Raw genomic sequence first — 25,716 nt, 5'->3', positions numbered from 1 at the left:
CGACCCGCGGGACACCTGACCAGTACGGTCATGGTTATGACGAACTCTGCATCCGTTCCCGCCGGGTCCGGGGCCGCCATGGGCGGCGCCTCTGCCACCGACCGTTTCGTGGAGGCCAACGCGCGGTACGCCGCCTCCTTCGCCGACGCCGGCCTGGACTCCCGGCCCGCCCTGCGGACCGCCGTCGTGGCGTGCATGGACGCGCGCCTGGACGTGACCGCCGCGCTCGGCCTGAACAACGGAGACTGCCATGTCATCCGCAACGCGGGCGGTGTCGTCACCGACGACGTGATCCGCTCCCTGACGATCAGCCAGCGCAAGCTGGGCACCCGCAGCGTGGTCCTCGTCCACCACACGGGCTGCGGCATGGAGACCCTGACCGAGGACTTCCGCACCGAGCTGGAGAACGAGCTCGGCGAGCGCCCCACCTGGGAGGTGGGGTGCTTCAAGGACGTCGAGCAGGACGTGCGGCAGTGCCTGGAGCGGGTGCGCACCTCGCCGTTCCTGCCGCACACCGACGACGTGCGCGGCTTCGTCTACGACGTGAAGACGGGCCTGCTGCGGGAGATCGACCCGGCCTGACCCTTCCGCCCGCCCCGGACGTCCCGCGTCACGAGCGCCGCAAAGGTTCCCAAGGCCCGACATATCGCGGCCAGTTGTCCACAGGCGAGTGACACGAATCGGTAACGGCAGCAAGAATGCGGGGAGCGGCGTCGCGCGGAACCGTTCCCGCGTGGCGTCCGTGTCTTCGGGGCGGGCCGGTCCGCAGCGTCGCGCACCGGTCCGGAAAGCTGGGGTATCCCCGCTCCTTGACGAGCGCGGGAAGGGCCGAGGAGGGCCGGGTGACGACCTATGAGGATCGTGCGAGCCATGGGGGCGTCCCCGACCGGGCGTACGCGGGTGCGGGGGACGATCTGACCTCCGTGGTCGAGCGCGTGCGCGGCTCGGTGGAGGGCGTGATCGAGGGCAAGCCCGAGGTCGTACGGCTCTCGCTGACCGTCCTGCTCGCCGAGGGCCATCTGCTGATCGAGGACGTCCCCGGGGTCGGCAAGACGATGCTCGCCAAGGCGCTGGCGCGGTCGATCGACTGCTCGGTGCGGCGCATCCAGTTCACGCCCGACCTGCTGCCGTCGGACATCACCGGCGTGTCCATCTGGGACCAGCAGCGCCGGGACTTCGAGTTCAAGCCGGGCGCGATCTTCGCGCAGGTGGTGATCGGCGACGAGATCAACCGCGCCTCGCCCAAGACGCAGTCCGCGCTGCTGGAGTCGATGGAGGAGCGGCAGGTCACCATCGACGGCAAGACCTACGAGCTGCCCAGCCCCTTCATGGTGGTGGCGACGCAGAACCCGGTCGAGATGGAGGGCACCTATCCGCTGCCGGAGGCCCAGCGGGACCGCTTCATGGCGCGTGTCTCCATCGGCTATCCCAGCGCGGACGCCGAGCTGCGGATGCTCGACGTGCACGGCGGGGTGAGTCCGCTGGACGACCTCCAGCCGGTGGCGCACGCGCACGAGATCGTGAAGCTGATCGAGGCGGTCCGCGCCGTCCACGTCGCCGAGCCGGTCCGCCGCTACGCCGTGGACCTGGTCGCCGCCACGCGTGCCCACCCCGACCTCAGACTCGGTGCCTCCCCGCGCGCCACCCTGCATCTGCTGCGCGCGGCGAAGGCGGCCGCCGCCCTGAGCGGCCGGGAGTACGCGCTGCCGGACGACGTGCAGGCCCTCGCCGTCGCCGTCCTGGCCCACCGCCTGCTGCCCACCGCCCAGGCCCAGCTCAACCGACGGACCGCCGAGCAGGTCGTGCAGGAGATCGTCCAGCGGACCCCGGTGCCCGCGGCGCCCCGGCAGCCGGGCGGCCACGGACCGGGCCACGCCACCCCGGCGTACGGGCAACCGCCGCGGAGGGTGTGATGACCGCCGGGGGGACGCGACAGGCGGAGGGGGACCCGGGCGCCCGGGGCGGCGTTCGCACCGCCCTGGCCGGCCTGACCACCCGGGGGCGCTCCTTCCTCGCGGCCGGCGTCGCCGCCGCCGTCTGCGCCTACGTCCTGGGCCAGAGCGACCTGCTCCGCGTCGGGCTGCTGCTGGCGGCGCTGCCCCTGGTGTGCGCGACGGTGCTGTACCGCACCCGCCACCGGGTGGCGGGCAGCCGCCGGCTCTCCCCCGAGCGGGTTCCCGCCACCGGGGAGGCCCGGGTCCGGCTGCGCGTCGAGAACGTCTCGCGGCTGCCCACCGGCCTGCTCATGCTCCAGGACCGGGTGCCCTACGTGCTCGGCCCGCGTCCCCGTTTCGTACTGGACCGGGTCGAGGCGGGCGGCCGGCGCGAGGTGTCCTACCGGGTCCGCTCCGATCTGCGCGGCCGCTACCCGCTGGGCCCCCTCCAGCTGCGCCTGTCCGACCCGTTCGGGATGTGCGAGCTGACCCGGTCCTTCTCGGCGTACGACACCCTGACCGTGACCCCGCGCGTGGAGCCGCTGCCGCCGGTCCGCATGGGCGGCGAGGCCAAGGGGTACGGCGACGGACGGCAGCGTTCCCTGGCGCTGGCGGGCGAGGACGACGTGATCCCGCGCGGGTACCGCTACGGCGACGACCTGCGGCGTGTGCACTGGCGCTCCACCGCCCGCCACGGCGAGCTCATGGTGCGCCGGGAGGAGCAGCCGCAGCGCGCCCGCTGCACGGTGCTGCTCGACACCCGGGGTGGCGCCTATGAGGGCGCGGGCCCGGACTCGGCCTTCGAGTGGGCGGTGGCGGGCGCGGCCTCCGTGCTCGTGCACATGCTGGAGCGGGGCTTCTCGGTGCGGCTGCTCACGGACACCGGCAGCGTGGTGCCCGGCGAGGGCGCCGACGGGTTCGCGGGGGCGAGCCAGCAGACGGCGGACGCGGCCGGGCTGATGATGGACACCCTCGCGGTGGTCGGCCACTCCGACGGCTCCGGACTGTCCCGGGCCTACGACGTGCTGCGCGGCGGCGGCGAGGGGCTGCTCGTGGCGTTCTTCGGCGACCTCGACGAGGAGCAGGCCGCGGTGGCCGCCCGGATGCGGCAGCGCAGCGGCGGCGCGGTCGCGTTCGTGCTGGACAGCGAGACCTGGCTGCGGGAACCGGCCGGTGTGCCCGGCCCGCCGGGCCGGGGCGGTCCGGGCCTGCGGTCGCTGCGCGAGGCGGGATGGACGGCGCTCACGGTGGAGCGGGGCGCTTCCTTGGACGAGTTGTGGCGCCGGGCGGACCGGGAGCGCACCGGGGTCGCCGCGGCCGGCGGCGGGGAGGGCGCGTGATGGGCGGGCGGGGACGACTGGCGTGGTGCGCGTGGGCGGCCACGCTGATGGCGGCCTGCGCGCTGCTGCCGCTGGTCGACCCTTCCACGTGGATCCTCCAGGCCGCCGTCCTGCTGGCGATCCAGTGCGGGGTGGGTGCGGTGTGCCGGCGGGTGCCGCTGGCCCGGCCGCTGACCGTGGCCGCCGAGGGCCTGGCCCTGCTGGTGCTGCTGACGGTGGCGTTCGCCCGCGAGCAGGCCCTGCTCTGGCTGGTGCCCGGCCCCCGGGCCTTCGGCCACTTCGGCGATCTGCTGCACCAGGGCGCCGACGACATCGCGCGGTACGCGATCCCCGCGCCGCTGGAGTCCGACGGCATCCGGCTGATGCTGGTCGGCGGGGTCCTGGTGATCGGGCTGCTGGTGGACACGCTCGCGGTGACGTTGCGCGCCGCGGCGCCGGCCGGGCTGCCGCTGCTGGCGCTGTACTCGGTGGCCGCGGGGCTGTCCGACGGCGGCGCCGACTGGCTGTGGTTCCTGCTCGCGGCGGCCGGCTATCTGATGCTGCTGCTGGCCGAGGGGCGGGAGCGGCTCGCCCAGTGGGGGCGGGTCTTCGGCGGGACGCCGCGCGCCGGGGGCGGTGGACCGGGCGGTGCCCTCGCCCCGGTCCGCACCGGGCGGCGCATCGGCGTGGTGGTGCTGGGCATCGCCCTGGTGGTGCCGCTCGCCCTGCCCTCGATGGACGGCGGCCTGCTCGACGGCGCCGGTACGGGCATCGGCTCCGGCTCCGGCGACGGCGGCACGATCTCCGCGGTGAACCCGCTGGTCTCGCTGCGCGACAGTCTCAACGTGGACGAGGACCGCCAGGTGCTGTCGGTGAACACCGATTCCGGCGACCTCTCCCACCTGTACCTGCGGATCGTGTCGCTGGACGACTTCGACGGCACCACCTGGAAGCCGTCCCGGCGGCAGATCACCGAGGTGCCGGACGGCGCCTTCCCCGCTCCGCCCGGTCTCGGGCCCGACATCCGGCGCGCGCGGGTCCGGACGACGATCGCCGCCGCGGACTGGTACGGCCAGGACTGGCTGCCGATGCCGTATCCGCCGAGCGGGGTGCGGGTCGTCGGCAACTGGCGCTACGAGCCCGTCGGCATGACCCTGGTCGGCGATCACGGCCAGAACACCCGGGGCCTGACGTACGAGGTCGACAGCCTGGACGTGCAGCCGACGGCGGAGCAGCTCGCCGGGGCTCCCCGACCGCCGGCGGCGCTGGCGCGCGAGTACACCGAGCTGCCCGACTCGCTTCCGGCGGTGGTGTCCCGCACCGCCCGCGACATCACCGCGGGGGCGGTCGGCGACTACGACCGGGCGGTCAGGCTCCAGGAGTACTTCGCGCTCACCGGCGGTTTCCAGTACGACACCCGGGTGCAGGTCGGCAGCGGTTCGCAGGCGATCGCCCGCTTCCTGCGGGACAAAGAGGGCTTCTGCATCCACTTCTCCTTCGTGATGGCGGCGATGGCCCGCTCCTTGGGCATCCCGGCGCGCGTCGCGGTGGGCTTCGCGCCGGGCTCTCCGATGGCGGACGGCTCGGTGTCGGTGACGCTCCGCGACGCGCACGCCTGGCCCGAGCTGTACTTCGAGGGCGTGGGCTGGACCCGCTTCGAGCCCACTCCCACCCGCGGCACGATGCCGTCCTACACCGTGCCGGACGCGCCCGGTGCCACGGTCCCGGACATCGCGCGGCCGTCCCGGGAGGCGTCGGCGGCGCCCTCGGCCGCGCCGTCGTCGAGCGAGGGCTGCACGGCGCAGCAGAAGAAGGTGGAGGGGTGCACCGGCCAGTCGCCGCAGGCGGCACCGGCCGAGGCGAACGACGGCCGGGCGTGGTACGTGGTACCGGCGTGGGTCCTCGGCGCACTCGCCGTGCTGGTGCTCCCGCTGGCACCGCTGCTGTGGCGGCAGCGGATGCGAAGGGTGCGGCTGGGGGCGCCCGGCCGCACCGGCGCCGACGTGGCACCGCGCACCCTGGCGGCCTGGCAGGAACTGACCGACGCGGCGTGGGACTTCGGGATCGCCCCGGACGAGTCGCAGACCCCGCGCCAGGCCGCGGCCCGGATCGCCCGGCTGGGGCGTCTGGACACGCGGGCCGAGGCCGCGGCGCACCGGGTGGCGGACGCCGTGGAACAGGTCCTCTACGCCCCGCGGCCCCGTCCGGCGGCGGGTCTGGCGGACGACGTGCGCCGGGTGACCGCCGGGCTGCGGGGGTCGGTCGGCCGGGGCGCACGGCTGCGGGCGCGGTTCGCCCCGCGTTCGGCGGTGCGGATGGTCTGGGCGGTGACGGCCTGGTGGTCCGGTGCGAGGGCGCGCGCCGCCGCCGTACGCCCGGCCCTGCGCAAGCTGTCGCGGCAGCGGGGCTGAACGGCCGGGCGGTCGGCCCCGCTGCCGGGCCGCACGCGACCGGACGTCCCGGCGGCAGGGGCTGAACGGCCGACCGGACGTCCCGGCGGCAGGGGCTGAACGGCGGACCGGGCGGCCGGCGGTGTGGCTGCGGCCGGGGGTGGGATGGCCCGGGCGGCGAGTGGTGCCGCCGCCCGGCTCCCTGGGACCCGGGGCCGTCGCCGGGGGCCCGGGGACCGGAGCCCGGGGACCGGAGCCCGCCACGCCGCCCCGGGCCGGATGATCCCGGCCCAGCCCGCGTTCTCCGGATGCGCGCCCGCGTCGCGGGGCGTCTCTCACCGCTCGCCGGAGCCGCCGGGGCGGCCCGCCCCGGCCCTTCGGCACGGCGCCGGACACGCATGGGTGAGGGGGCGGCCACCCTTTCGGTGGCCGCCCCCTCACCCGTGTCTTCGCTTATGCCCGGTGGGCGTCGTCGGCGGGCCGTCGCCCGCCGGTCAATGGCCCTGTTCGTCGCGGCGCCGCTGCCAGCGCTCTTCGATGCGGTCCATCATGGAGCGCCGCTGCCGTGCCTGACGGCGGGCGTGCGGGCCGCCGGCCGCCGGCTGCTGCTCGCCCGGCTTGGGGGCCTTGCGCCAGCCGGTCACGGCGAGGACCGCGCAGCCCAGCATGACGAGGAAGCCCACCACACTGAGCCAGACCTGCTTGGCGACCATTCCGGCCATGAGGAGCGCAATACCTACGAGGAAGCCCGCGACCGCCTGGTAGACCCGCCGCCGGGTGTACGTACGCAGCCCGCTTCCCTCAAGCGCCGACGCGAACTTGGGATCTTCGGCGTACAGCGCTCGCTCCATCTGCTCGAGCATGCGCTGCTCGTGCTCCGAGAGCGGCACGGAGTCCTCCTCATCGTGCAGTCGCCGGGGCGACCCTGGGGGGTCTCTTCAGGATAGGCAGGGAATCGCCCCCGTGAAACCCGCCCCTCTGCGCCAATTGGCCAACCGGGATCCGTCACGGACGTCCCGGCTCGCTGAGACTTCCATTCCCCAGCGACCGGCCCGTCATGCCGGGCGGTCTCCCTCGATCATACGGCGCCGGCCCCCCATTCGGGGGGCCTGTGGCGTACTCCATCCGCAGCCGCACCGCTGATCAGCGGTGCGGCTCACCGGTGCCTCAGGCCCCGCCGGCCCCGGCAGTCGCCCGCGTCTCACCGAGCACGTGGAGCTGCGTGGCCACGGAGTGGAACGCCGGGAGCTCGGCCGCCGCGGCCTCCAGCTTCAGCAGCGCGTCCAGGGCCCCGGGCTCGGTGTCCACCAGCACGCCGGGGACCAGGTCGGCGAAGACCCGCACCCCGTGCACGGCGCCGACCCGCAGGCCCGCGCCCTCGACCAGGCCGGTGAGCTGTTCGGCGGTGAAACGGCGCGGCATCGGGTCACCCGAGCCCCAGCGGCCGTTCGGGTCCTCCAGGGCCTGCTTGGCCTCGGTGAAGTGGCCGGCGAGGGCCCGCGCCAGCACCGCACCGCCCAGTCCGGCGGCGAGCAGGCTCAGCACGCCCTCGGCGCGCAGGGCGGCCACCGCGTTGCGCACGCCCTCGGCCGGGTCGTCGACGTACTCCAGGACGCCGTGGCACAGCACCGCGTCGTAGCCGCCGCGCTCGGCGACGTCGAAGAGGCCGTGGGCGTCTCCCTGGACGCCCCGCACACGGTCGGCGACTCCGGCCTCGGCGGCGCGGCGCTCCAGGGCGAACAGCGCGTTGGGGCTGGGGTCGACGACGGTGACGTGGTGGCCGAGGCGGGCCACGGGCACGGCGAACTTGCCGCTGCCGCCTCCGGTGTCGAGGACGTCGAGCGCCTGGCGACCCGTCGCCTTGACCCGGCGGTCGAGGGCGTCCTGGAGGACCTCCCAGACCACGGCGGTACGGAGGGAAGCGCGGGGGCGCATCGGGTCCGACACGGCAGTTTGACTCCTCGGCGCGGCACCGCCTCGTCTGCGGCGGAGCGAACGGGGTGCCTTCCGGCCCGGCTGCGGGAAGGAAGGCTGCTTTTCCGGCGTCCCCACCCTATTGCCTCCGCCGCCCCGCGCGGTCACCCCGGTGCGCTCGCTGCGCGCCGGTGACCGGCGGCGACGGCCCGTGACGCGCCCCGTGGCGGAGCCCCTGACGAGGGCTCGCGCCGTCGGCCGGGCCGGGCGGCCGGGCCGACGGGCGGCGGCGCCCGGCGGTCAGCCCGCGTCCGGCAGGCCGCCGCCGGGGCCGCCTTCCTCGGCCCCGTCCGGGTCCGGGCGCGGCTGGGGCAGGACCGGCTGGAGGTCCAGCATCCGCTCCACCAGGCGCAGGAACATCGCCGCGTCCCGTATCAGGTCGTCGGCGTCGCGCCTGCCGGCCGCGCCCTCGATACCGGCCTCGGCCCGGGCGCGGCGCCCGGCGCCCGAGGCGAACAGGGCGCTCCACTCGGAGAGCTCGGGCGCGATCTCCGGCAGCACCTCCCAGGCGCTGCGGATGCGGGCCCGGGCCCGGGGCGTGGTCTCCGGCCGCCCGCGCGCGGCCAGGACGGCGGCGGCGGTGCGCAGGGCGGCGAGGTGGGCCGTCGCGTACCGCTCGTTGGGCGTTTCCAGGGCGGTGGCCTCCTCCAGGCCGGCGCGGGCCTTGGCGAGCAGGTCCAGGGCGGCGGGCGGGGCCGTGGTCCGCCGGAGCACGGGGTGCACGTCGCTCGCCGGTCCGGTCAGTGAGGGTGCAGGGCCGAGGGCGCGGCGCCGACGGGCGGCGGCTGCGGAGGGGTTGGCCATGACGAACCTCCTGTCGTCTGCGTGACGGCACTGTGGCCGTATGTACCCATCGTGAGGTATGCCACTGACAATCCGTTCTGACCTGGGCTTTTGCCGCGATCCGAGGTTCGGGATAGTTTTTGCACTGACCAGTCAGTTCAAATCGGCCAGGATGCAGGGGGATGCGGTGGGAGGAGCCGGCGTCACCGCGCGGGGACTGGGGCTCAAGGGCCCGCGCGCATGGGTGTTCCGGAGGATCGGCATCGAGGCGGAGCCCGGCTCGCTGATCGCTCTCGAGGGGCCGTCGGGGTCGGGCCGTACGTCGTTGCTGCTCACGCTGACGGGGCGGATGAGGCCCACCGAAGGCACCGCCGCCGTGGGCGGGGCGGCGCTGCCGCGCCGGATGGCGGCCGTGCGCCGGCTCAGCGCCCTGGCACACGTTCCGGGCGTCACCGACCTCGATCCGGCCCTGACCGTCGAGGAGCACCTGCGCGAGCGCGCGCTGCTGGAGCGCCGGTTCGGCGGCTCGCCGCGCGCACTGCTGCGGCCCCGCGGCGCGCGGGCGGCGGAGAGCCGGCTGCGGATCGGCGCCGCGCTGGCCGCCGCCGGGCTGGACCGGGAGGCGCTGCCCAAGGGCCCGCGTACCGCCGTACGGGATCTGGAGCGCCTGGAAGCGCTGCGCCTGTCCGTCGCCCTGGCACTGATCGGCGGGCCGCGGCTGCTCGGCATCGACGACGCCGACCTGAAGCTCTCCGACGCCGAGCGGCAGGAGTTCTGGGGGCTGCTCGGGGCCCTGGCCGCCTCCGGCGTCACGGTCCTCGCCGTGTGCAGCCAGGCCCCCGAGGGCGCCCTCACCGTGTCCACCGGCGGCGACCGGCACGACGAGCGGAAGGAGGAGGCCGATGCGCTCGCCGAGACTGGCCGCGCTTGAGCTGAGGCGCTTCGGGCGCGGCCGGCTGCCGCGTGCCGCCCTGGTGGCCCTGCTGGTGCTGCCCCTGCTGTACGGCGCGCTGTACCTGTGGTCCTTCTGGGACCCGTACGGCCGGCTGGACCGCATCCCCGTGGCGCTCGTGAACGAGGACGAGGGGGCGACCGCCGGCGGTGAGCGGATCACGGCGGGCGACGACATCGTCGAGGGGCTGCGCGACAGCGAGACCTTCGACTGGCACGAGGTGAGCGCCGCCGAGGCCCGCGAGGGCCTGGAGGACGGCAGGTACTACCTGTCGCTCACCCTGCCCGCCGACTTCAGCGAGCGCGTCGCCTCCGGCTCGGGCGACTCCCCGGAGACGGGGGCCCTCCAGGTCCGTACGAACGACGCGAACAACTACATCGTCGGGCAGATCTCGCGGACGGTCTTCGGCGAGGTGCGCCAGGCGGCGTCCGCCAAGGCCTCGCGGTCGTTCCTGGACCGGATCTTCCTCTCCTTCTCCGACATCCACGGCGAGACCGTCGAGGCGGCCGAGGGCGCCGACACGCTCAAGGGCGGCATCGGGAAGGCGGAGCGGGGCTCCCGGGACCTCGCCCGCGGCCTGAAGGACGCCAAGGACGGCAGTGGCGAGCTGGCCCGGGGGCTGGCCGGGCTCCACCAGGGCGCGGACGACCTGGAGGACGGCGCCCGGCGGGTCGCGGAGGGCACCCGGGCCCTCGCCGCCAAGGCCGACGGCGTCGCCGGCGAGGTGGGCCCCTTCCTGAAGGACAACGAGAAGGCCATCGGGGAGACCGTCCGGTTCGTCGCCGACGCCTCGGGGGCGCTCCGCGGCGACCTCGGTGCCCTGGCGGACAGGGCGCACACCGCCGCCGAGGACGCCCGCGCGGACGCCGCGGCCCTCGCCGCCGCCCGCACGGCGCGCTGCGCGGACCCGGCGCTGCCCGACCCCGCCTGCTCGGACCTGGAGAAGGCCGAGGACGCCGCCGCCCGCGTGGCGGCCGTCGCCGACGACATCGACACGCTGGTCACCGGCCGCGAGGCCGGCCTGGACGACCTCGACCGGCACCTGGCCATCCTCCAGAAGCAGGCCCGGGCCCTGGCCGACCGCGGCCCGCGCCTGTCCGAGGACCTCGACGCCGCCGTGGCGAGGATCCACGAGCTGGACGCGGGCGCCGCCAAGGTCGCCGAGGGCGCCGGGAAGCTGCGCCGGGGGCTCGGCACGGCCAGCGGCGGCGCGGCCGACCTGGACCGGGGCGTCGGTGACCTGAAGACGGGCGCCGACGACCTGAGCGGCGGCATGTACCGGCTGGCCGACGGCTCGCGAAAGCTCGCCGGCGGGCTGCACGACGGCGCCGGGCGGATCCCCGACTACGACGAGAACGAGCGCGACGCGCGCACCGGCGTGATGGCGGACCCGGTCCGGCTCGTCTCCCAGGACCTGCACAAGGCCCCCAACTACGGCACCGGTTTCGCCCCGTACTTCATCCCGCTGTCCCTGTGGGTGGGCGCGATGGTGGCGTACATGCTGATCGCGCCGATGAACCGGCGCGCGCTCGCCGCGGGCGCATCGGCGTGGCGGATCGCGCTGGCGGGCTGGCTGCCGGTGGTCGCGATCGGAGCCTTGCAGACGGTGGCCCTGATGTCGGTGCTGCACTGGGCGGTCGGTCTGGAGATGGCCCGCGCGGCCGGGACGGTGGGCTTCCTGTTCCTGGTGACGGCGTGCTTCGCGGCGATCGTGCAGTGGCTCAACGCGCGCTTCGGGGCGGCGGGCCGCATCCTGGTCCTCGCGCTGCTGATGCTCCAGCTGACCTCCGCCGGCGGTACGTATCCCGTGCAGACCAGTCCGGGCTTCTTCAACGTCCTGCACCCGTTCCTGCCGATGAGCCACGTCGTCGAGGCGCTCAGACGGCTCATCACGGGCGGCGGCCTGGAACCGGTGTGGCGGGCGTGCGCGGTGCTCGCCTTCTTCACCGCGGCCGCCCTGGCGCTGACCGCGCTGTCGGCCCGCCGCCGGCAGGTGTGGACCCTGGACCGGCTGCACCCGGAGCTGAGCCTGTGAACCCTGCGGTGACGGCCCCGGGACGGTTGCTGTGACAATCGGGGCCATGGAAAGCAGCAGCACCACCTCGCACGGCGGCGGCCGCCGCGAGGCCACCCGGCAGAAGCTCTACGAGGCGGCCGTCACCCTCATCGCCGAGCAGGGCTTCTCCGCGACCACCGTCGACGAGATCGCCGAACGGGCCGGGGTCGCGAAGGGCACGGTCTACTACAACTTCGCCAGCAAGTCCGTCCTCTTCGAGGAGCTGCTGCGGCACGGCGTGGGACTGCTCACCGCCTCCCTGCGGGAGGCGGCCGAGGAGACGGCCCGCCGGGGCGGCGGCAAGGTCGACGCCCTGGACGCGATGATCCGCGCGGGCCTGGTGTTCATCGACCGCTATCCGGCCTTCACCCAGCTCTACGTGGCCGAGCTGTGGCGGACCAACCGGGCCTGGCAGTCCACGCTGATGGTGGTCCGGCAGCAGGCCGTCGCGGTCGTCGAGGACGTGCTGCGCGACGGTGTGCGCGGGGGCGAGTTCAGCGCGGAGATCGACGTGCCGCTGACCGCCGCGGCGCTGGTCGGCATGGTCCTGGTGGCCGCGCTGGACTGGAAGTCGTTCCAGCCGGAGCGCTCCCTGGACGACGTGCACGCGGCCCTGTCACGGCTGCTCCAGGGACGGGTGAGCGGCCGCCGCCCCTAGCAGGGCCTCTCGTTCGGATCACGCCGGGCTCGCGGGGTCCGGCCCGATCCGGACGAAAGACCCTGAAGGCGGCGGCGCGCGCGGAAGCGCCGGCCCGGTGTGGCCGCGTCCCCCGCGGGCCACCGCCGGACCGGCGCTCCCTCGTGCTCCCCCGTGTCCCCCGTACGTTCCCCCGCGAGACCCCCCGTTTCGGTCGCCCCGGGTTCCCCCGTGCCTCGCTCCCGCCGGCCGCGCCGGCGGAAGGAGCGGACCCGGGGGCCGCCGCGTTCCGGCGCCCCGTGTCGCCGGTGCCGCGGCCGTGCCCCCGTCCGTGTCCCCCACTCTCTCGTTTCCGCAGGTCGCGGCCTATCCGCACGGGTACTCATCTCGCGCGCTAGGTACGGATACTCAGCCCTGCGCACTCCTGCCCACAGCGCCGCGCCGCCCTCTGGCGCGGACCCCTCCGTGCCGGTACTCCCCCGCCGGCCCCCGCCGCCCGGGCACCGCGGCGGAGGGGAACCGGCCCCTCGGGCGGGGCGGCCGGCGGCGGCCGATAAAGTCCCGGACATGGCACGGATTGCGGTGATCGGCGCCGGGATGGGCGCGATGGCGGCCGCCGCCCGGCTGGCCGTGGCGGGCCACCGGGTGACGGTGTACGAGCGGACGCGGACGTACGGCGGGGCGCTGCGCCGCTTCGAGCGGGATGGCTTCGCCTTCGACACCGGCCCCGGGCTGCTGCCCCTGCCCGCGGTCTGGCGCGATCTGTTCGTCAAAACCGGCAAGGAGCCGCTGGAGGAGTGCGTCGATCTGGTGCAGGTCGATCCGTCGTCCCGGCACCTGTTCGCCGACGGCACCGAGGTCGCGGTGCCCAACGCCTCCCGCGCGGGTGTGGTCGCCGCCCTGGACGAGGCGCTCGGCCGGGGTGCCGGGCAGCGCTGGGGCGACTTCCTGGTGCGGGCCCGCGAAGCCTGGGACCGGACGCGCCGGCCGCTGCTGGAGGAGCCGCTGTGGCCCGACTGGGGGGTGCTGGCCGAGCGCGAGCCCTACCCCGCGGTCCCGCACAAGCGGCTGCTGCGCACCCGCCGGGCCGGCACGCTCGCCGAGATCGGCGCCTGGGAGCTGCGCGACGCCCGGCTGACCGCCCTGCTGGAGAGCCACGCGCTCGCCTACGGCCTGGATCCCCGGGACACCCCGGCGAGCGCGGCCGTGCTGCCGTACATGGAGCACGCCTTCGGCACCTGGTACGTGCGCGGGGGGCTGCGGGAGCTGGCGCGCGCCGTCCACGAGCGGTGCCTGGCGCGCCGGGTGGGCTTCCGCTTCGGCGCCGAGGTCACCGGCATCACCGAGAAGGACGGCAAGGTCACGGGCGTGGAACTGGCCGACGGGACGGTCGCCGAGGCGGAGTACGTGGTCGCCGGTGTCGCGCCCGAGGTGCTGGACCGCCTCGCGGGCGGGGCGGCGGTGCGCGGCGCGGGCGAGGTGCCGCCGCGGCGCGGGACGGCGAGCCGGCTGACGGTGCTGCTGGCGCTGCGCGGCGCCCGCCCCGCGGGCACGGCCCACCGCACCGTGGTGCACGCGCCGGACCGGGAGGCCGAGCTGGCGGCGCTGTCCGGGGCGGCACCGCGCGCGGCCGCGCGGCCGACGGTCACCGTCCTGCGGCCCGACGACCCGCGGCTGGTCCCGGACGCGGAGCACGAGGCGGTCACCCTCACCGCGGTGGTGCCCGCACGGCCCGACGCGGCGGGCCCGGAGCACGCCGAGGAGCTGATCACCGCCGCCGAACGCGCGCTGCCCGGCCTGCGCGACCGTCTCCTGTGGCACGAGGTGCGCACCCCGGCCGACATCGCGGAGGCGACCGGTGCCGCGCGGGGCGCGGTGCCGCCGCCGGCGCTGGCGGCGGCCGGCGGCCGGCTGCTGCACCCGTCGAACGGCACGCGCCTGGGCGGCCTGTTCACCGTGGGCGGCTGGTCGCACCCCGGTGGCGGCCTGCCGCACGCCGGCATGTCGGGCGCGCTGGTGGCCGGGTTGATCGTGGAAGGGCCCGGGTTCCGGGGCTCCCAGTGAGCGGCCGGCCGGGCGGCTGGTGACGCCGGTGGCGAAGCCCCGGCCGGCTCAGTAGCGGTACTGCTCGTCGAGGCCCTGGCCCTGCGGCTGCCCGCCGTCGTGGTACGGGTAGGGCTGCTGCTCCGGCGGGAGCTCTCCGCCGGAGGGCTCGTCGGTGGTGCGCTGCTGCGGGACCCATATGCCGCCCGGGGGCGTCTGGCCGTAGCCGCCGGTGGCGTACGGGTCCTGCCCGTAGCCCTGCCCGGCGTGGCTCTGCCGGCCGGTGTGGCCCGTGTCGTACGCGGGGCCGCCGTAGGCGTGGGTGCCGATGTGCGGGTCGGAGTAGGCGGCGTACTGCTCCCCGCCCGCGGTGTCGTAGCCGTAGCCGTGCTCGCCGTAGCCGGAGTGGCCATAGGCGTAGGGCTGGGCGGCGGCCGGGCCGGCCGGCGCGGGCGGGGCCTGGTCGCGACCGGGATCGCCGTACAGGCCGTACGAGCCGGTGTCGTCCGGCAGGGGCTGCGGCTGGTGGACGGCGGTGGTCTCCGCGGCCGCGGGAGCGACGGGGCGGGCGGGGGTGAAGACGTCGTCGCGGTCGTAGTCGTCGTCGTGGCCGTAGGGTACTCGGTCCTGGACCCGGGTGCCGTCGTCGTCGCCGTGGCCGGCCCCGGCCGCCTCCAGCCCGGAGACCTGGAGGGCCGGCTCCTGGCGGGTCTGCGCGGCGCGGCGGCGCCGGTCGCGGGCGAGCCCCGGCGCGGAGACCGCCCAGCCGGCGGCGAAGCCGCGGCGGAACGACAGGGTGACGAAGGTCTGGCCGACCGCGAAGGCCGCCGCGCCCAGCGCGATGACGACGACGGAGGGGATCAGCACCCCGACCACGACGCCGAGGAAGCCGGCGAAGGCCAGCAGCCGCCAGCGCAGGCGCGCCTTGTACTGCAGCAGCACCTCGCCGAGCAGCCACAGCGCGACGATGCCGAACGCGATGTAGAGGACCGTCCAGCCCATGTACGCCCCTCTCCCAGTGGACGCTTCGCAGTGTGTCGTACGCCCGTGCGGCCGGTCTAGTCCTGCGGTGGGTGGTGCAGGCCCAGGTTCTCGTAGATCTCCAGCGTCGCCGTGGAGTTGTTGAGCGTGATGAAGTGCAGGCCGGGAACTCCCTCGGCCAGCAGCCGCGCGCAGAACTCCGTGGCGAAGTCGATGCCAATGGAGCGTACCGCCGCCGGATCGTCCTGTGCCGCGAGGATCCGCTCTTTCAGCTCGTCCGGGAAGGAGGCGTTGCTGAGCTTGGGCAGCCGCTCCAGCATCTTCACGCTGGTCACCGGCATGACCTCGGGGATGATCGGCGTCTCGCAGCCGGCCGCGGCGACCTTGTCGCGCAGTCGCAGATAGGACTCGGGCTGGAAGAACATCTGCGTGATCGCGTAGTCGGCGCCGGCCCGGCACTTGTCGACGAAGTGCGCGACGTCCGCGTCCCAGTCGGCGGAGCGCGGGTGCATCTCCGGGAAGGCCGCCACGCCCACGCAGAAGTCGCCCGACTCCTTGATGAGGCGGACGAGTTCGGCCGCGTAGGTCAGGCCCCGCGGGTGCGGGACCCACTCGCCCATCGGGTCGCCGGGCGGGTCGCCCCGCACGGCCAGCATGTTGCGGATCCCGGCGTCGGCGTACTGGCCGATGATGTTGCGCAGCTCCGCGATGGAGTGGTTGACGGCGGTGAGGTGGGCGACCGGCGTCAGGGTGGTGTCGGCGACGATCTGCTGGGTCTCCTTGACCGTGCCCGCCCGGGTGGAACCGCCGGCCCCGTACGTGACGGAGACGAAGTCGGGGGCGACCGCCTCGACCCTGCGCAGCGCGCTCCACAGGTTCCTCTGGCCCTTGGGGGTCTTGGGCGCCGAGAACTCGAACGAATACGTCGTCTTGCCGGCGGCGAGGATGTCGCGCACGGTCCGTGCGCGATCAGTCCTGGTGGATGCGGTTCCAAGGGCCATACGGGCAGGTTAGCCAGGGGGCGTCGGTCCCCCAACCGGAGGGGGTCTTTTACCCGCTATGCCCCCTTTTTTGTCCACCCCTTGGACAGCACTCCGGACAGTCGGCCCCGGACAGCCCGCCTCCGACAGCCGCACGGGCCCGGTCGCTACGCCTGCCGCAGCCGCTTGGCGAACTCGGACGCCGCCGCGCCCGGATCGTCCGCCTCCGTGATCGCGCGGACCACGACGACACGCCGGGCGCCCGCCCGGAGGACCTCGTCGAGGTTGCCCAGGTCGATGCCGCCGATGGCGAACCAGGGGCGCTCGGTGCCGAGCGCGGCGGCATAGCGGACCAGGTCCAGGCCGGGCGCGTGGCGGCCGGGCTTGGTGGGGGTCGGCCAGCACGGGCCGGTGCAGAAGTAGTCCACGCCCTCCTGGACGGCGGCCGCGGCGGCCTCGGACTCGGCGTGGGTGGAGCGGCCTATGAGCACGCCGTCGCCGAGGAGGGCGCGGGCGGCGGGCACGGGCAGGTCGCCCTGGCCGAGGTGGAGGACGTCGGCGCGGGCGGCGTGGGCGACGTCGGCGCGGTCGTTGACCGCGAGGAGCTTGCCGTGCCGGGCGCAGGCGTCGGCGAAGACCTCCAGGTGCTCCAGCTCCTCGCCCGCCTCCATGCCCTTGTCGCGCAGCTGCACGATGTCGACGCCGCCGGCCAGCACCGCGTCCAGGAACTCGGGCAGGTCGCCCTGGCGGGTGCGGGCGTCCGTGCAGAGGTAGAGCCGGGCGTCGGCGAGCCGGTCGCGGGCGGTGGCGGCGTTGTCGGGCATGCGGGTGTCCCCCCGGTGTCGGTGGCGTACGGGCCGCGCCGCGCCGGGGCCGTGGCCCCGGCCGGCCGCGGCCCGTACGCCGGACGGTAGGTCGGTCAGACGGCGAGCGCCTGGGCGCGGCGCTTCACCTCCGTGCCGCGATTCTCGCGCAGCGCCTGCGCGGGGGTGCCGGGCAGGGTCGGGTCGGACGTGAAGAGCCACTCCAGCATCTCTTCGACCGTGAAGCCGTCGTCCCGCAGGAGCGTCAGGGTCCCGGACAGGCCCTTGACGACCTTGTCCCCGTCGATGAAGTCCGCGGGGACGTGCAGCGCGCGGTTCTCACCGCGGCGTACGGCGATGAGCTGGCCGTCCTTCACCAGCTGGCGCACGCGGGTCACCTCGACCCCGAGCATCTCCGCGATGTCCGGCAGGGTGAGCCAGGCGGGGACGAGGGCATCGATCTTTGCGTCAATCTCGGTCACGCCTCCAGCCTGCCATCCGGCACCGACAGTGGGAAACCGGACCCCGCCCGGACCGGCACGGGGCGCCCCGGCCGTCTCCCGGCCTCAGGCGGTGGCCGACTTCAGCGGCCGGGCCGCATCCGCCAGCAGCTTTGGGTCCATGGGCGTGCCGGCCTCGATCAGCCGCCTGCCCTGGGCCAGGTCCCGGGGGCGCCCCACCGCCAGCAGGCCGGCCAGCCGGTTCTCCCGCAGCCAGCACACCGTCCAGGCGGGTCCGGACGGGTCGCCGCGCCACAGGGTGGTGTCGGCCGCGGGGTGGTGGCCGGCGTACTGGACGAAACGGCCGAACTGCTCGGACCAGAAGTAGGGCACCGGGTCGTAGGCCGCCGCGGCCCCGGTGACGATGTCGGCGGCGACCGTGCGCGGCCCCTGGAGGGCGTTGTCCCAGTGGTGGACCGTCAGACGCGTGCCGTACCGCGCCGACGGGAAGGAGGCGCAGTCGCCGACGGCGTAGACGTCCGGCACGCCGGTGCGCAGGCGGTCGTCGGCGACGACCTCGCCGTGCGCGCCGAGCTCGACGCCGGAGCCGGCCAGCCAGGCGGTGGCGGGCCGGGCGCCGATGCCGACGACGACGGCGCCCGCGGGCAGCCGGGTGCCGTCGTCGAGGACCACCGCGCCCGGCTCGACGCGCTCCACGCGCGCGTGGGTGCGCAGTTCGGCGCCGGCGTCGGCGTACCAGGCCGCCATCGGCGCGGCCACCTCGACGGGCAGCGCTCCGGCCAGCGGGCGGCCGGCGGCCTCCACGACGGTCACCGCGCAGCCCGCCTCGCGCGCGGCCGTGGCGAACTCGGCGCCGATCCAGCCGGCCCCCACGACCACGACGTCGTGCTGCCGGGCGAGGACCGGGCGCAGCCGTTCGGCGTCGTCCAGGGTGCGCAGCAGATGCACGCCGGGCACGCCCTCCGCGCCCGGCAGGCGGACCGGTTCGGCGCCGGTGGCGAGGACGAGGACGTCGTACGGCACGGGCCCCGCGGAGGTGTCCAGGACGTGCGCCTCGGGGCGCAGGCCCAGCGCCTCGCAGCCCAGCCTGAGGTCGATGCCGAGCGCCTCGAAGTCGATGTCGAAGGCGGAGTGCTCGGCGGTGCCGAGCAGGATCGCCTTGGACAGCGGGGGCCGGTCGTAGGGCTGGTGCGGTTCGGCGCCGATCAGCGTCACGGTGCCGGCGAAGCCCTGCTCGCGCAGGGCGGCGGCGGTCTGCACGCCCGCCATGCCGGCGCCCACCACGACCACGCGGCGCGGCGCGGACGCTCCCGTCCGTCCCGGCTCGCCCGTCTCCGCCGCTTCCCGCCTCTGCTCGCTCACCCGATCACCATAGACACCCGCGTCACCTCCGGCGCCTGACGGGGCATCAGTCACCGTTTTGGGTCCGGGATCTGCTCCACCACGCTCGTCCCGCTGCCCGCCCGCGACTCCCACTGCCAGGTCTCCTCCAGCCGCACCCGCCCGTCGGGCAGGTCCACGACCGTCGCCAGGCAGTGCCCCGACGACGTGCCGCCGTCGGTCTTGAGCTGCACGTACCGGAAGTCGAGCCGGTCGCCCTCGCGGGTCCCCACCAGGAACCCGCGGACGACGTCGCCGCCGGCGTACTCGGCCCAGACCTCGCCGTCCTTCTCGTGGTAAGTGAACCGGGTGCGGGTGCCCACCTGGCCCGGCGCCTGGTCGGCGACGGGGGCGAGCACGAGACCGTGCAGCGAACGGGCCATGGGGGGAGGCTCCCTTACAGACATGCGGCGGCTAGGGCTAGGGTGGCCAACGTAAAGCACTCGCGGGAGCCCGGACGCACCGGGCTGAGAGGGAGGCTGGCGGCCTCCGACCGTACGAACCTGATCCGGGTCATGCCGGCGAAGGGAGGGGCTGGACGCCCATGTCACGCACGTCCGACACCTCAGACGTCCTTGTCGTCGGGGGCGGGATCATCGGCCTGGTCACGGCCTGGCGGGCCGCGCAGCGGGGGCTCGCCACGGCCCTGGTGGACCCCGAGCCGGGCGGCGGGGCCGCCCAGGTGGCGGCCGGGATGCTGGCCGCCGTCACGGAACTGCACTATGGCGAACAGACCCTGCTCGCCCTGAACGTCACCTCCGCGCGCCGCTACCCGGAGTTCGCCGCCGAACTCACCGAGGCCACCGGTCACGACCTCGGCTACCGCCGGTGCGGCACCCTCGCCGTCGCCCTGGACGCCGACGACCGCGCCCATCTGCGCGAGCTGCACGCCTTCCAGCTCCAGTCGGGGCTGACGGCGGAGTGGCTGTCGGGGCGGGAGTGCCGGCGCCTGGAGCCGATGCTCGCGCCCGGCGTGCGCGGCGGGCTCAGGGTGGACGGCGACCACCAGATCGATCCGCGGCGCCTGGCCGCGGCCCTGGTGGCCGCCTGCGAGCGGGCGGGCGTGGTCTTCCACCGGACGTGGGCCGACCGGCTCACCGTCGTCCGGGACCGGGCGACCGGGGTCGTCACCGCCGACGGCACGGCGCTCGGGGCCGGCCGGACGGTGCTGGCCGCGGGCAGCCTCAGCGGGCGGCTCGCGGGCGTGCCGGACGCCGTCCTGCCGCCGGTGCGGCCCGTGAAGGGGCAGGTGGTGCGGCTGACGATGCCGGACGGGCGGGCGCCGCTGCTGAGCCGCACCGTGCGCGCCGTGGTGCGCGGCAACGCCCTGTACCTGGTGCCCCGGGAGAGCGGCGAACTGGTCGTCGGGGCGACCAGCGAGGAGATGGGCTGGGACACGACGGTGACCGCCGGCGGCGTGTACGAGCTGCTGCGCGACGCCCACGAACTGGTCCCCGGCATCACCGAGCTGCCGCTGGCGGAGACCCGCGCGGGCCTGCGCCCCGGCTCCCCGGACAACGCGCCGCTGCTCGGCCCGACCGCGCTGGAGGGCCTGCTGCTGGCCACCGGGCACTACCGCAACGGCGTGCTGCTCACCCCGGTCACCGGCGACGTCATGGCGCACGTCCTGACCACCGGCGAGCTGCCCGCCGAGGCCCGCGCCTTCACCCCCGGGCGCTTCACCGCCTTCCCCCCCGCCCCCGCACTCACGGAGCAGTCCGCATGAACGTCCTGGTCAACGGGGAGCCGCGCGAGGTGGCTCCCGGCACGGCCCTCGACACCCTGGTGAGGACCCTCACCCAGGCGCCGTCCGGAGTGGCCGCCGCCCTGAACGAAACCGTCGTCCCGCGCGCGCAGTGGCCGGACACGGCCCTGGCCGAGGGTGACCGCGTCGAAGTCCTCACCGCCGTCCAAGGAGGCTGAACGATGGCCGACGATCCCTTCGTCATCGGCGGGACGACCTTCACGTCCCGCCTGATCATGGGCACGGGCGGGGCGCCCAGCCTCGACGTGCTGGAGCGGGCGCTCGTCGCCTCCGGGACGGAGCTGACCACCGTCGCGATGCGGCGCGTGAACCCCTCGGTGCACGGGTCCGTGCTGTCGGTGCTGGAGAAGCTCGGCATCCGCGTGCTGCCGAACACGGCGGGCTGCTTCACGGCCGGCGAGGCGGTGCTGACCGCCCGCCTCGCGCGCGAGGCCCTCGGCACCGACCTGGTCAAGCTGGAGGTCATCGCCGATGAGCGGACCCTGCTGCCCGACCCGGTCGAGCTGCTGGAGGCGGCCGAGACGCTGGTCGACGACGGGTTCACGGTGCTGCCGTACACCAATGACGACCCCGTGCTGGCACGGAAGCTGGAGGACGTCGGGTGCGCCGCCATCATGCCGCTCGGGTCGCCGATCGGCTCCGGGCTCGGCATCCGCAATCCGCACAACTTCCAGCTGATCGTGGAGCACGCGCGCGTGCCGGTGATCCTGGACGCGGGCGCGGGCACGGCGTCGGACGCAGCGCTGGCGATGGAGCTGGGGTGCGCGGGTGTGATGCTCGCCTCGGCGGTGACCCGGGCGCAGGAGCCGGTGCTGATGGCGGAGGCGATGAGGCACGCGGTGGAGGCGGGCCGGCTGGCCCGGCGGGCCGGGCGCATCCCCCGGCGCCACTTCGCCGAGGCGTCCTCACCGGCGGAGGGCCTGGCCCGGCTGGATCCGGAGCGGCCCGCGTTCTAGGGAGTGTCCCCAGATCCGGAAGCGGTCCCAGGTCTGCCGCGGGACCCCGGCCGACGTCTCGGCGGTGAGCGGTGTCGGCGGCGGCTCGTAGACTCGCCTGCGTGGACACGACCCTTCAGGACCCTCTGGTCGGGCGACTGCTCGACGGCCGGTACCGCGTCGACGCGCGGATCGCGGTCGGCGGGATGGCCACGGTCTACCGGGCCGTGGACACCCGCCTGGACCGTGTGCTCGCGCTGAAGGTGATGCACCCGGCGCTCGCGGCCGACGCCTCCTTCGTCGAGCGGTTCATCCGCGAGGCCAAGTCGGTGGCCCGCCTCGCCCACCCCAACGTCGTCCAGGTCTTCGACCAGGGCACCGACGGGGCGTACGTCTATCTGGCCATGGAGTACGTCTCCGGCTGCACCCTGCGCGACGTGCTGCGCGAGCGCGGGGCGCTCCAGCCCCGGGCCGCCCTGGACATCCTGGAGCCGGTGCTGGCCGCGCTGGGCGCGGCACACCGCGCGGGGTTCGTGCACCGGGACATGAAACCGGAGAACGTCCTGATAGGGGACGACGGCCGGGTCAAGGTGGCCGACTTCGGGCTGGTCCGCGCCGTGGACACGGTCACGCACACCACCGGGGCCGTCCTCGGCACCGTCTCCTACCTGGCGCCGGAGCAGATCGAGCAGGGCACGGCCGACCCCCGGGTCGACGTGTACGCGTGCGGTGTCGTCCTGTACGAGATACTCACCGGCGCCAAGCCGCACGACGGCGACTCCCCCGCCCAGGTGCTCTACCGGCACCTCCACGAGGACGTCCCCCCGCCGTCGGCCGCCGTGCCGGGGCTGCCGTACGAGCTGGACGAGCTGGTCGCGTCGGCGACCGCGCGCACCCCGGAGATCCGGCCGCACGACGCCGTGGCGCTGCTCGCGCTGACCCGCGAGGCGCGCGGGGCGCTCACCGAGGAGCAGCTGGACGCGGTGCCGCCGCAGGCGCTGGCCGCGGGGCACGACAACGCCGAGGACCGCACGAGCGTGCTCCCCCGCGCGCTGACCGTCCCCCGGCCGCTGCCCGTCAACGAGGACGACCGGGAGGAGCGGCCCGGCCCGCGGGGCCCGGACGACGGGCTCCACCGCACCAGCCGGCTGGAGCCCCCGGCGCCGGTTGCGCCGCGCCGCCCCGCCGCCCGGCGCGGCCCGCTGGCGATCGTCGCCGCCGTGCTGCTGGTGCTCGGCGTCGGCGCGGGCGTGTGGTACATCAACTCCGGCCAGTTCACCAAGGTGCCGCCGCTGCTGGAGAAGACCGAGGCGCAGGCCCGGGACCGGCTGGAGCGGGCCGGCCTGGACGTCGGCGCGGTCCGGCACGCGCACAGCGACACGGTCGAGCGCGGCTCGGTCATCAGCACCGACCCCGGGCCGGGCGCCCGGATCCGCGGCAACGACGCGGTGTCGCTCACCATCTCCGACGGCCCCGCGTTCGTGAAACTGCCCGACCTGGCGGGCTACCGGCTGGACAAGGCGCGCACCGTGCTGCGGCAGGAGGGCCTGGAGCCCGGCATGGTCACGCGGGCGTTCAGCGAGGACGTCCCCAAGGGCTTCGTGATCTCCACCGACCCGGCGACGGGCACCCGCATGCGCGCGGGCGCGGCGGTGGCACTCACCGTCAGCAAGGGCCGTGCGGTGGATGTGCCCGACGTCACGGGCGAGGATCTGGACGACGCGAAGACCGCCCTGGAGGAGGCGGGCCTGAAGGTGCGCGTCTCGGCCGACCAGGTCACCTCGGAGCACGACAAGGGCCAGGTCGCCCGGCAGTCGCCCGGCTCGGGGCGCCAGGCGGCCGAGGGCGACACCGTGACCCTGACGCTGTCCAAGGGCCCGGAGATGGTCGAGGTCCCGGACGTGGTGGGGGACGGCGTCGACGACGCCCGGCGCGCGCTGGAGGGCGCCGGCTTCCAGGTCGAGGAGGACCGCGGCCTGCTGGGGCTGTTCGGCGACACCGTCAAGAGCCAGTCCGTGGAGGGCGGCGACACGGCGCCCAAGGGATCCGAGATCACGGTCACGATCCGCTGACCGCAGGCTCACCCGCCGCAGGCACCCGGAAGGGGACGGTCCGGACTCATGCCACCCTGAATGGGTGAAGAGTCAACAGCCCGTCCCCTCCCCCCTCTCCCGTCCCTCCTCGGCCGCCCCCCGCACCCGCAATCCGGTCGGCGCCCACGTCCCGGTCGCCGGGGGCCTGCACTCCGTGGGTCTGCCCTACGCCCGCGACCTGGCGGCGGAGGCCGTGCAGGTCTTCGTCGCCAACCCGCGCGGCTGGGCCACGCCGGCCGGGAACCCGCGGCAGGACGAGGCGTTCCGCGCGGCGTGCGCGGCCGAGTCGATCCCCGCCTACGTACACGCGCCGTACCTGATCAACTTCGGTTCGCACACCGAGGCGACGGTGGAGCGGTCGGTGGAGTCGCTGCGGCACTCGCTGCGGCGGGGCCGGGAGATCGGCGCGCTCGGCGTCGTCGTGCACACCGGCAGCGCGACGGGCGGCCGGGACCGGGCCGTGGCGCTGGAGCAGGTGCGGGAGCACATGCTGCCGCTGCTGGACGAGCTGACCCATGACGACGACCCCGATCTGCTCCTGGAACCGACGGCCGGCCAGGGCGCCTCGCTGTGCTCGCGGACCTGGGACCTCGGACCGTACTTCGAGGCGCTGGACGCCCACCCCAAGCTGGGCGTGTGCCTGGACACCTGCCACATCTTCGCCGCCGGGCACGACCTGACCGGTCCCACCGGCATGCACCAGACCCTGGACCTGCTGGTGGAGACGGTCGGCGAGGGACGGCTGAAGCTGGTCCACGCCAACGACTCCAAGGACGTGGCGGGCGCCCACAAGGACCGGCACGCGAACATCGGCGCCGGCCACATCGGCGAGGACCCGTTCCGGGCGCTGATGGCGCACCCCGCCACCGCCGGCGTGCCGCTGGTCATCGAGACGCCGGGCGGCAAGGAGGGGCACGCGGCGGACGTGGAGCGGCTGAAGAAGCTGCGCGAGGGGTGAACCGAACACGGAAGGCGGAATACCCCTGGGGGGTATATGGTTCCCCTGAGCGCGGGAACCGTCATCCGGCCTCGGGGGCAGTCATGCAGCACGACGCACACCACGCACACGCCGCGCGCGACCACCGGCACCAGGGGCACGCGCACGCCCAGGGGAGCGGGGACGCCGGGTGGGCCATGGCCGTCCGGGCCACCCTGCACTGCCTGACCGGGTGCGCCATCGGCGAGGTGCTCGGCATGGTGATCGGCACCGCGCTGGGCTGGGGCGACGTCCCGACCATGGCCCTGGCGATCGCGCTCGCCTTCCTCTTCGGCTACGCGCTCACCCTGCGGGGGATCCTGAAGGCCGGCGTGGGGTTGCGCGCCGCCGTCCGGGTGGCGCTGGCCGCGGACACCCTGTCCATCGCGGTGATGGAACTGGTCGACAACGGCGTGCTCGTCCTGTGGCCGGGTGCGATGGAGGCCCACCTCGACTCGGCGCTGTTCTGGGTGGCCCTGGCCCTCGCCCTGGCGGTCGCGTTCGCCGTCACGACCCCGGTCAACAAGTGGATGATCGGCCGCGGCAAGGGCCACGCGGTGGTGCACCGGTACCACCGCTGATCCCGCCCGCGCGGGAGATCAGAGCTCGGGGCCGTCCCCGGGCTCCTCCTGGTAGGAGTAGCGCTGCTCCTTCCAGGGGTCGCCGATGTTGTGGTAGCCGCGCTCCTCCCAGAAGCCCCGGCGGTCGGCGGTCATGTACTCCACGCCGCGGACCCATTTGGGGCCTTTCCAGGCGTACAGATGGGGGACGATCAGCCGCAGCGGGAAACCGTGCTCGGCGGTCAGCAGCTCGCCGTCCTTGTGCGTGGCGAAGAGCGTGCGCTCCGAGGCGAAGTCGGACAGGCGGAGGTTGGAGCTGAACCCGTACTCCGCCCACACCATCACATGGGTGACGGCGGGCGCGGGCGGGGCGATGTCGAGGATGGTGCGGGCCGGGATCCCGCCCCACTCGGCCCCGAGCATGCTGTACTTCGTGACGCAGTGCAGATCGGCCACGACGGTGGCGTACGGCAGGGCCGTGAACTCCTCGTGGGACCAGCGGCGCTTCTCCCCGTCGGCGGTGGCGCCGAAGACCCGGAACTCCCAGCGCTCGGGCCGGAACCGGGGCACCGGCCCGTAGTGCGTGACCGGCCAGCCGCGCTGCACGCGCTGCCCCGGCGGAAGCTCGGACCGTACCGCTTCTCCAGATTCACGCTCCACCGGCTGACCCATGTCTCCATCCTGACAGACCGGG

General features: G+C 75.1%; 24 protein-coding genes and 1 riboswitch. Of the genes, 14 read left to right on the top strand and 10 right to left on the bottom strand.

Annotated features, from left to right (window positions below):
* Positions 1–36 precede the first annotated feature (36 nt).
* From AB0L74_RS11015 to AB0L74_RS11000, 4 genes are all read left to right on the top strand, one after another.
* Positions 37–582, top strand: a complete 546-nt coding sequence (locus AB0L74_RS11015) for a carbonic anhydrase (protein WP_365648666.1) — start codon at positions 37–39, stop codon at positions 580–582.
* Between the two features lie 332 nt (positions 583–914).
* Positions 915–1,913, top strand: a complete 999-nt coding sequence (locus tag AB0L74_RS11010; RefSeq protein WP_365648906.1) for a MoxR family ATPase — start codon at positions 915–917, stop codon at positions 1,911–1,913.
* Complete coding sequence (locus AB0L74_RS11005) at positions 1,913–3,274, top strand: DUF58 domain-containing protein (protein ID WP_365648662.1); 1,362 nt, start codon at positions 1,913–1,915, stop codon at positions 3,272–3,274. Before AB0L74_RS11010 ends, AB0L74_RS11005 begins: the two co-directional genes overlap by 1 nt.
* Positions 3,274–5,664, top strand: coding sequence for a DUF3488 and transglutaminase-like domain-containing protein (locus AB0L74_RS11000; RefSeq protein ID WP_365648659.1), 2,391 nt, complete (start codon positions 3,274–3,276; stop codon positions 5,662–5,664). Before AB0L74_RS11005 ends, AB0L74_RS11000 begins: the two co-directional genes overlap by 1 nt.
* A 473-nt stretch (positions 5,665–6,137) precedes the next feature.
* Here the strand turns inward: AB0L74_RS11000 and AB0L74_RS10995 are convergent, their stop codons facing one another.
* The 3 genes from AB0L74_RS10995 to AB0L74_RS10985 form a co-directional block, all read right to left on the bottom strand.
* The gene (locus AB0L74_RS10995; RefSeq protein ID WP_029386508.1) at positions 6,138–6,533 is read right to left on the bottom strand and encodes a DUF3040 domain-containing protein; all 396 of its coding nucleotides are present in this window, start codon (positions 6,531–6,533) and stop codon (positions 6,138–6,140) included.
* 277 nt (positions 6,534–6,810) lie between these two features.
* A complete protein-coding gene (locus tag AB0L74_RS10990) occupies positions 6,811–7,590 on the bottom strand; it encodes a methyltransferase (RefSeq protein ID WP_365648655.1) in 780 nt (259 codons plus the stop codon).
* 267 nt (positions 7,591–7,857) lie between these two features.
* Complete coding sequence (locus AB0L74_RS10985) at positions 7,858–8,421, bottom strand: SAV_6107 family HEPN domain-containing protein (RefSeq protein ID WP_365648652.1); 564 nt, start codon at positions 8,419–8,421, stop codon at positions 7,858–7,860.
* A gap of 166 nt (positions 8,422–8,587) precedes the next feature.
* Between AB0L74_RS10985 and AB0L74_RS10980 the strand changes: the two genes are divergently transcribed.
* The 4 genes from AB0L74_RS10980 (at position 8,588) to AB0L74_RS10965 (ending at position 14,109) form a co-directional block, all read left to right on the top strand.
* Positions 8,588–9,331 carry an ATP-binding cassette domain-containing protein gene (locus AB0L74_RS10980; RefSeq protein ID WP_365648649.1) on the top strand — a complete coding sequence of 248 codons (744 nt, stop codon included), beginning with the start codon at positions 8,588–8,590 and terminating at the stop codon, positions 9,329–9,331.
* Positions 9,303–11,387 (top strand): YhgE/Pip domain-containing protein, encoded by a 2,085-nt coding sequence (locus AB0L74_RS10975; protein WP_365648646.1) that lies wholly within the window; start codon positions 9,303–9,305, stop codon positions 11,385–11,387. The genes AB0L74_RS10980 and AB0L74_RS10975 overlap by 29 nt, the downstream gene beginning before the upstream one ends.
* A gap of 46 nt (positions 11,388–11,433) precedes the next feature.
* A complete protein-coding gene (locus AB0L74_RS10970) occupies positions 11,434–12,066 on the top strand; it encodes a TetR/AcrR family transcriptional regulator (RefSeq protein ID WP_365648643.1) in 633 nt (210 codons plus the stop codon).
* A 546-nt stretch (positions 12,067–12,612) separates the two neighbouring features.
* A complete protein-coding gene (locus AB0L74_RS10965) occupies positions 12,613–14,109 on the top strand; it encodes an NAD(P)/FAD-dependent oxidoreductase (RefSeq protein ID WP_365648640.1) in 1,497 nt (498 codons plus the stop codon).
* 48 nt (positions 14,110–14,157) lie between these two features.
* On the opposite strand, the gene AB0L74_RS10960 is transcribed toward AB0L74_RS10965, so the two are convergent.
* From AB0L74_RS10960 to AB0L74_RS10935, 6 genes are all read right to left on the bottom strand, one after another.
* Positions 14,158–15,090 carry a hypothetical protein gene (locus tag AB0L74_RS10960; protein WP_365648637.1) on the bottom strand — a complete coding sequence of 311 codons (933 nt, stop codon included), beginning with the start codon at positions 15,088–15,090 and terminating at the stop codon, positions 14,158–14,160.
* A 56-nt stretch (positions 15,091–15,146) separates the two neighbouring features.
* Positions 15,147–16,070: a methylenetetrahydrofolate reductase [NAD(P)H] gene (gene metF / locus AB0L74_RS10955; protein ID WP_365648635.1), complete on the bottom strand. Its 924-nt coding sequence runs from the start codon at positions 16,068–16,070 to the stop codon at positions 15,147–15,149.
* A 146-nt stretch (positions 16,071–16,216) separates the two neighbouring features.
* Positions 16,217–16,873: a thiamine phosphate synthase gene (gene thiE, locus AB0L74_RS10950; protein WP_365648632.1), complete on the bottom strand. Its 657-nt coding sequence runs from the start codon at positions 16,871–16,873 to the stop codon at positions 16,217–16,219.
* A 95-nt stretch (positions 16,874–16,968) separates the two neighbouring features.
* The gene (locus AB0L74_RS10945; protein ID WP_365648629.1) at positions 16,969–17,334 is read right to left on the bottom strand and encodes an Rv2175c family DNA-binding protein; all 366 of its coding nucleotides are present in this window, start codon (positions 17,332–17,334) and stop codon (positions 16,969–16,971) included.
* 84 nt (positions 17,335–17,418) lie between these two features.
* Positions 17,419–18,582: an FAD-dependent oxidoreductase gene (locus tag AB0L74_RS10940; RefSeq protein WP_365648903.1), complete on the bottom strand. Its 1,164-nt coding sequence runs from the start codon at positions 18,580–18,582 to the stop codon at positions 17,419–17,421.
* 143 nt (positions 18,583–18,725) lie between these two features.
* On the bottom strand, positions 18,726–19,076 hold the full coding sequence (locus AB0L74_RS10935) for a hypothetical protein (RefSeq protein ID WP_365648626.1): 351 nt from the start codon (positions 19,074–19,076) through the stop codon (positions 18,726–18,728).
* A gap of 52 nt (positions 19,077–19,128) precedes the next feature.
* Positions 19,129–19,240, top strand: a riboswitch (TPP riboswitch).
* On the opposite strand from AB0L74_RS10935, the gene thiO reads away from it, so the two are divergent.
* The 6 genes from thiO (at position 19,238) to AB0L74_RS10905 (ending at position 25,043) form a co-directional block, all read left to right on the top strand.
* Positions 19,238–20,419, top strand: a complete 1,182-nt coding sequence (thiO, locus tag AB0L74_RS10930; protein ID WP_365648623.1) for a glycine oxidase ThiO — start codon at positions 19,238–19,240, stop codon at positions 20,417–20,419. It overlaps the preceding riboswitch by 3 nt.
* Positions 20,416–20,616 carry a sulfur carrier protein ThiS gene (thiS, locus tag AB0L74_RS10925; RefSeq protein ID WP_365648620.1) on the top strand — a complete coding sequence of 67 codons (201 nt, stop codon included), beginning with the start codon at positions 20,416–20,418 and terminating at the stop codon, positions 20,614–20,616. The genes thiO and thiS overlap by 4 nt, the downstream gene beginning before the upstream one ends.
* Before the next feature lie 3 nt (positions 20,617–20,619).
* A complete protein-coding gene (locus tag AB0L74_RS10920) occupies positions 20,620–21,414 on the top strand; it encodes a thiazole synthase (protein WP_365648617.1) in 795 nt (264 codons plus the stop codon).
* A 101-nt stretch (positions 21,415–21,515) separates the two neighbouring features.
* The gene (gene pknB / locus AB0L74_RS10915; protein ID WP_365648614.1) at positions 21,516–23,465 is read left to right on the top strand and encodes a Stk1 family PASTA domain-containing Ser/Thr kinase; all 1,950 of its coding nucleotides are present in this window, start codon (positions 21,516–21,518) and stop codon (positions 23,463–23,465) included.
* Between the two features lie 64 nt (positions 23,466–23,529).
* On the top strand, positions 23,530–24,444 hold the full coding sequence (locus tag AB0L74_RS10910; RefSeq protein ID WP_365648611.1) for a deoxyribonuclease IV: 915 nt from the start codon (positions 23,530–23,532) through the stop codon (positions 24,442–24,444).
* Between the two features lie 83 nt (positions 24,445–24,527).
* Positions 24,528–25,043 (top strand): DUF4396 domain-containing protein, encoded by a 516-nt coding sequence (locus AB0L74_RS10905; RefSeq protein WP_365648610.1) that lies wholly within the window; start codon positions 24,528–24,530, stop codon positions 25,041–25,043.
* Between the two features lie 18 nt (positions 25,044–25,061).
* Here AB0L74_RS10905 and AB0L74_RS10900 read toward each other — a convergent pair whose 3' ends face one another.
* Positions 25,062–25,694 (bottom strand): sulfite oxidase-like oxidoreductase, encoded by a 633-nt coding sequence (locus AB0L74_RS10900; RefSeq protein ID WP_365648607.1) that lies wholly within the window; start codon positions 25,692–25,694, stop codon positions 25,062–25,064.
* Between the last annotated feature and the right edge of the window lie 22 nt (positions 25,695–25,716).

This window comes from Streptomyces sp. NPDC052020, assembly GCF_040680575.1.
Classification (GTDB): domain Bacteria; phylum Actinomycetota; class Actinomycetes; order Streptomycetales; family Streptomycetaceae; genus Streptomyces.
Note: the sequence above shows the minus strand (reverse complement) of the source record. Positions and strands in the feature narration are given on the sequence as shown.

What these genes read in the sequence shown, in the direction of transcription:
- AB0L74_RS11015 (WP_365648666.1), top strand. Translation starts at nt 37, where the DNA reads ATGACGAACTCTGCATCCGTTCCCGCCGGGTCCGGGGCCGCCATGGGC.
- AB0L74_RS11005 (WP_365648662.1), top strand. Translation starts at nt 1,913, where the DNA reads ATGACCGCCGGGGGGACGCGACAGGCGGAGGGGGACCCGGGCGCCCGG.
- AB0L74_RS11000 (WP_365648659.1), top strand. Translation starts at nt 3,274, where the DNA reads ATGGGCGGGCGGGGACGACTGGCGTGGTGCGCGTGGGCGGCCACGCTG.
- AB0L74_RS10985 (WP_365648652.1), bottom strand. Translation starts at nt 8,421, where the DNA reads ATGGCCAACCCCTCCGCAGCCGCCGCCCGTCGGCGCCGCGCCCTCGGC.
- AB0L74_RS10975 (WP_365648646.1), top strand. Translation starts at nt 9,303, where the DNA reads ATGCGCTCGCCGAGACTGGCCGCGCTTGAGCTGAGGCGCTTCGGGCGC.
- AB0L74_RS10970 (WP_365648643.1), top strand. Translation starts at nt 11,434, where the DNA reads ATGGAAAGCAGCAGCACCACCTCGCACGGCGGCGGCCGCCGCGAGGCC.
- AB0L74_RS10965 (WP_365648640.1), top strand. Translation starts at nt 12,613, where the DNA reads ATGGCACGGATTGCGGTGATCGGCGCCGGGATGGGCGCGATGGCGGCC.
- AB0L74_RS10960 (WP_365648637.1), bottom strand. Translation starts at nt 15,090, where the DNA reads ATGGGCTGGACGGTCCTCTACATCGCGTTCGGCATCGTCGCGCTGTGG.
- metF (WP_365648635.1), bottom strand. Translation starts at nt 16,070, where the DNA reads ATGGCCCTTGGAACCGCATCCACCAGGACTGATCGCGCACGGACCGTG.
- thiE (WP_365648632.1), bottom strand. Translation starts at nt 16,873, where the DNA reads ATGCCCGACAACGCCGCCACCGCCCGCGACCGGCTCGCCGACGCCCGG.
- AB0L74_RS10940 (WP_365648903.1), bottom strand. Translation starts at nt 18,582, where the DNA reads ATGGCGGGCGTGCAGACCGCCGCCGCCCTGCGCGAGCAGGGCTTCGCC.
- AB0L74_RS10935 (WP_365648626.1), bottom strand. Translation starts at nt 19,076, where the DNA reads ATGGCCCGTTCGCTGCACGGTCTCGTGCTCGCCCCCGTCGCCGACCAG.
- thiO (WP_365648623.1), top strand. Translation starts at nt 19,238, where the DNA reads ATGTCACGCACGTCCGACACCTCAGACGTCCTTGTCGTCGGGGGCGGG.
- thiS (WP_365648620.1), top strand. Translation starts at nt 20,416, where the DNA reads ATGAACGTCCTGGTCAACGGGGAGCCGCGCGAGGTGGCTCCCGGCACG.
- AB0L74_RS10920 (WP_365648617.1), top strand. Translation starts at nt 20,620, where the DNA reads ATGGCCGACGATCCCTTCGTCATCGGCGGGACGACCTTCACGTCCCGC.
- AB0L74_RS10905 (WP_365648610.1), top strand. Translation starts at nt 24,528, where the DNA reads ATGCAGCACGACGCACACCACGCACACGCCGCGCGCGACCACCGGCAC.
- AB0L74_RS10900 (WP_365648607.1), bottom strand. Translation starts at nt 25,694, where the DNA reads ATGGGTCAGCCGGTGGAGCGTGAATCTGGAGAAGCGGTACGGTCCGAG.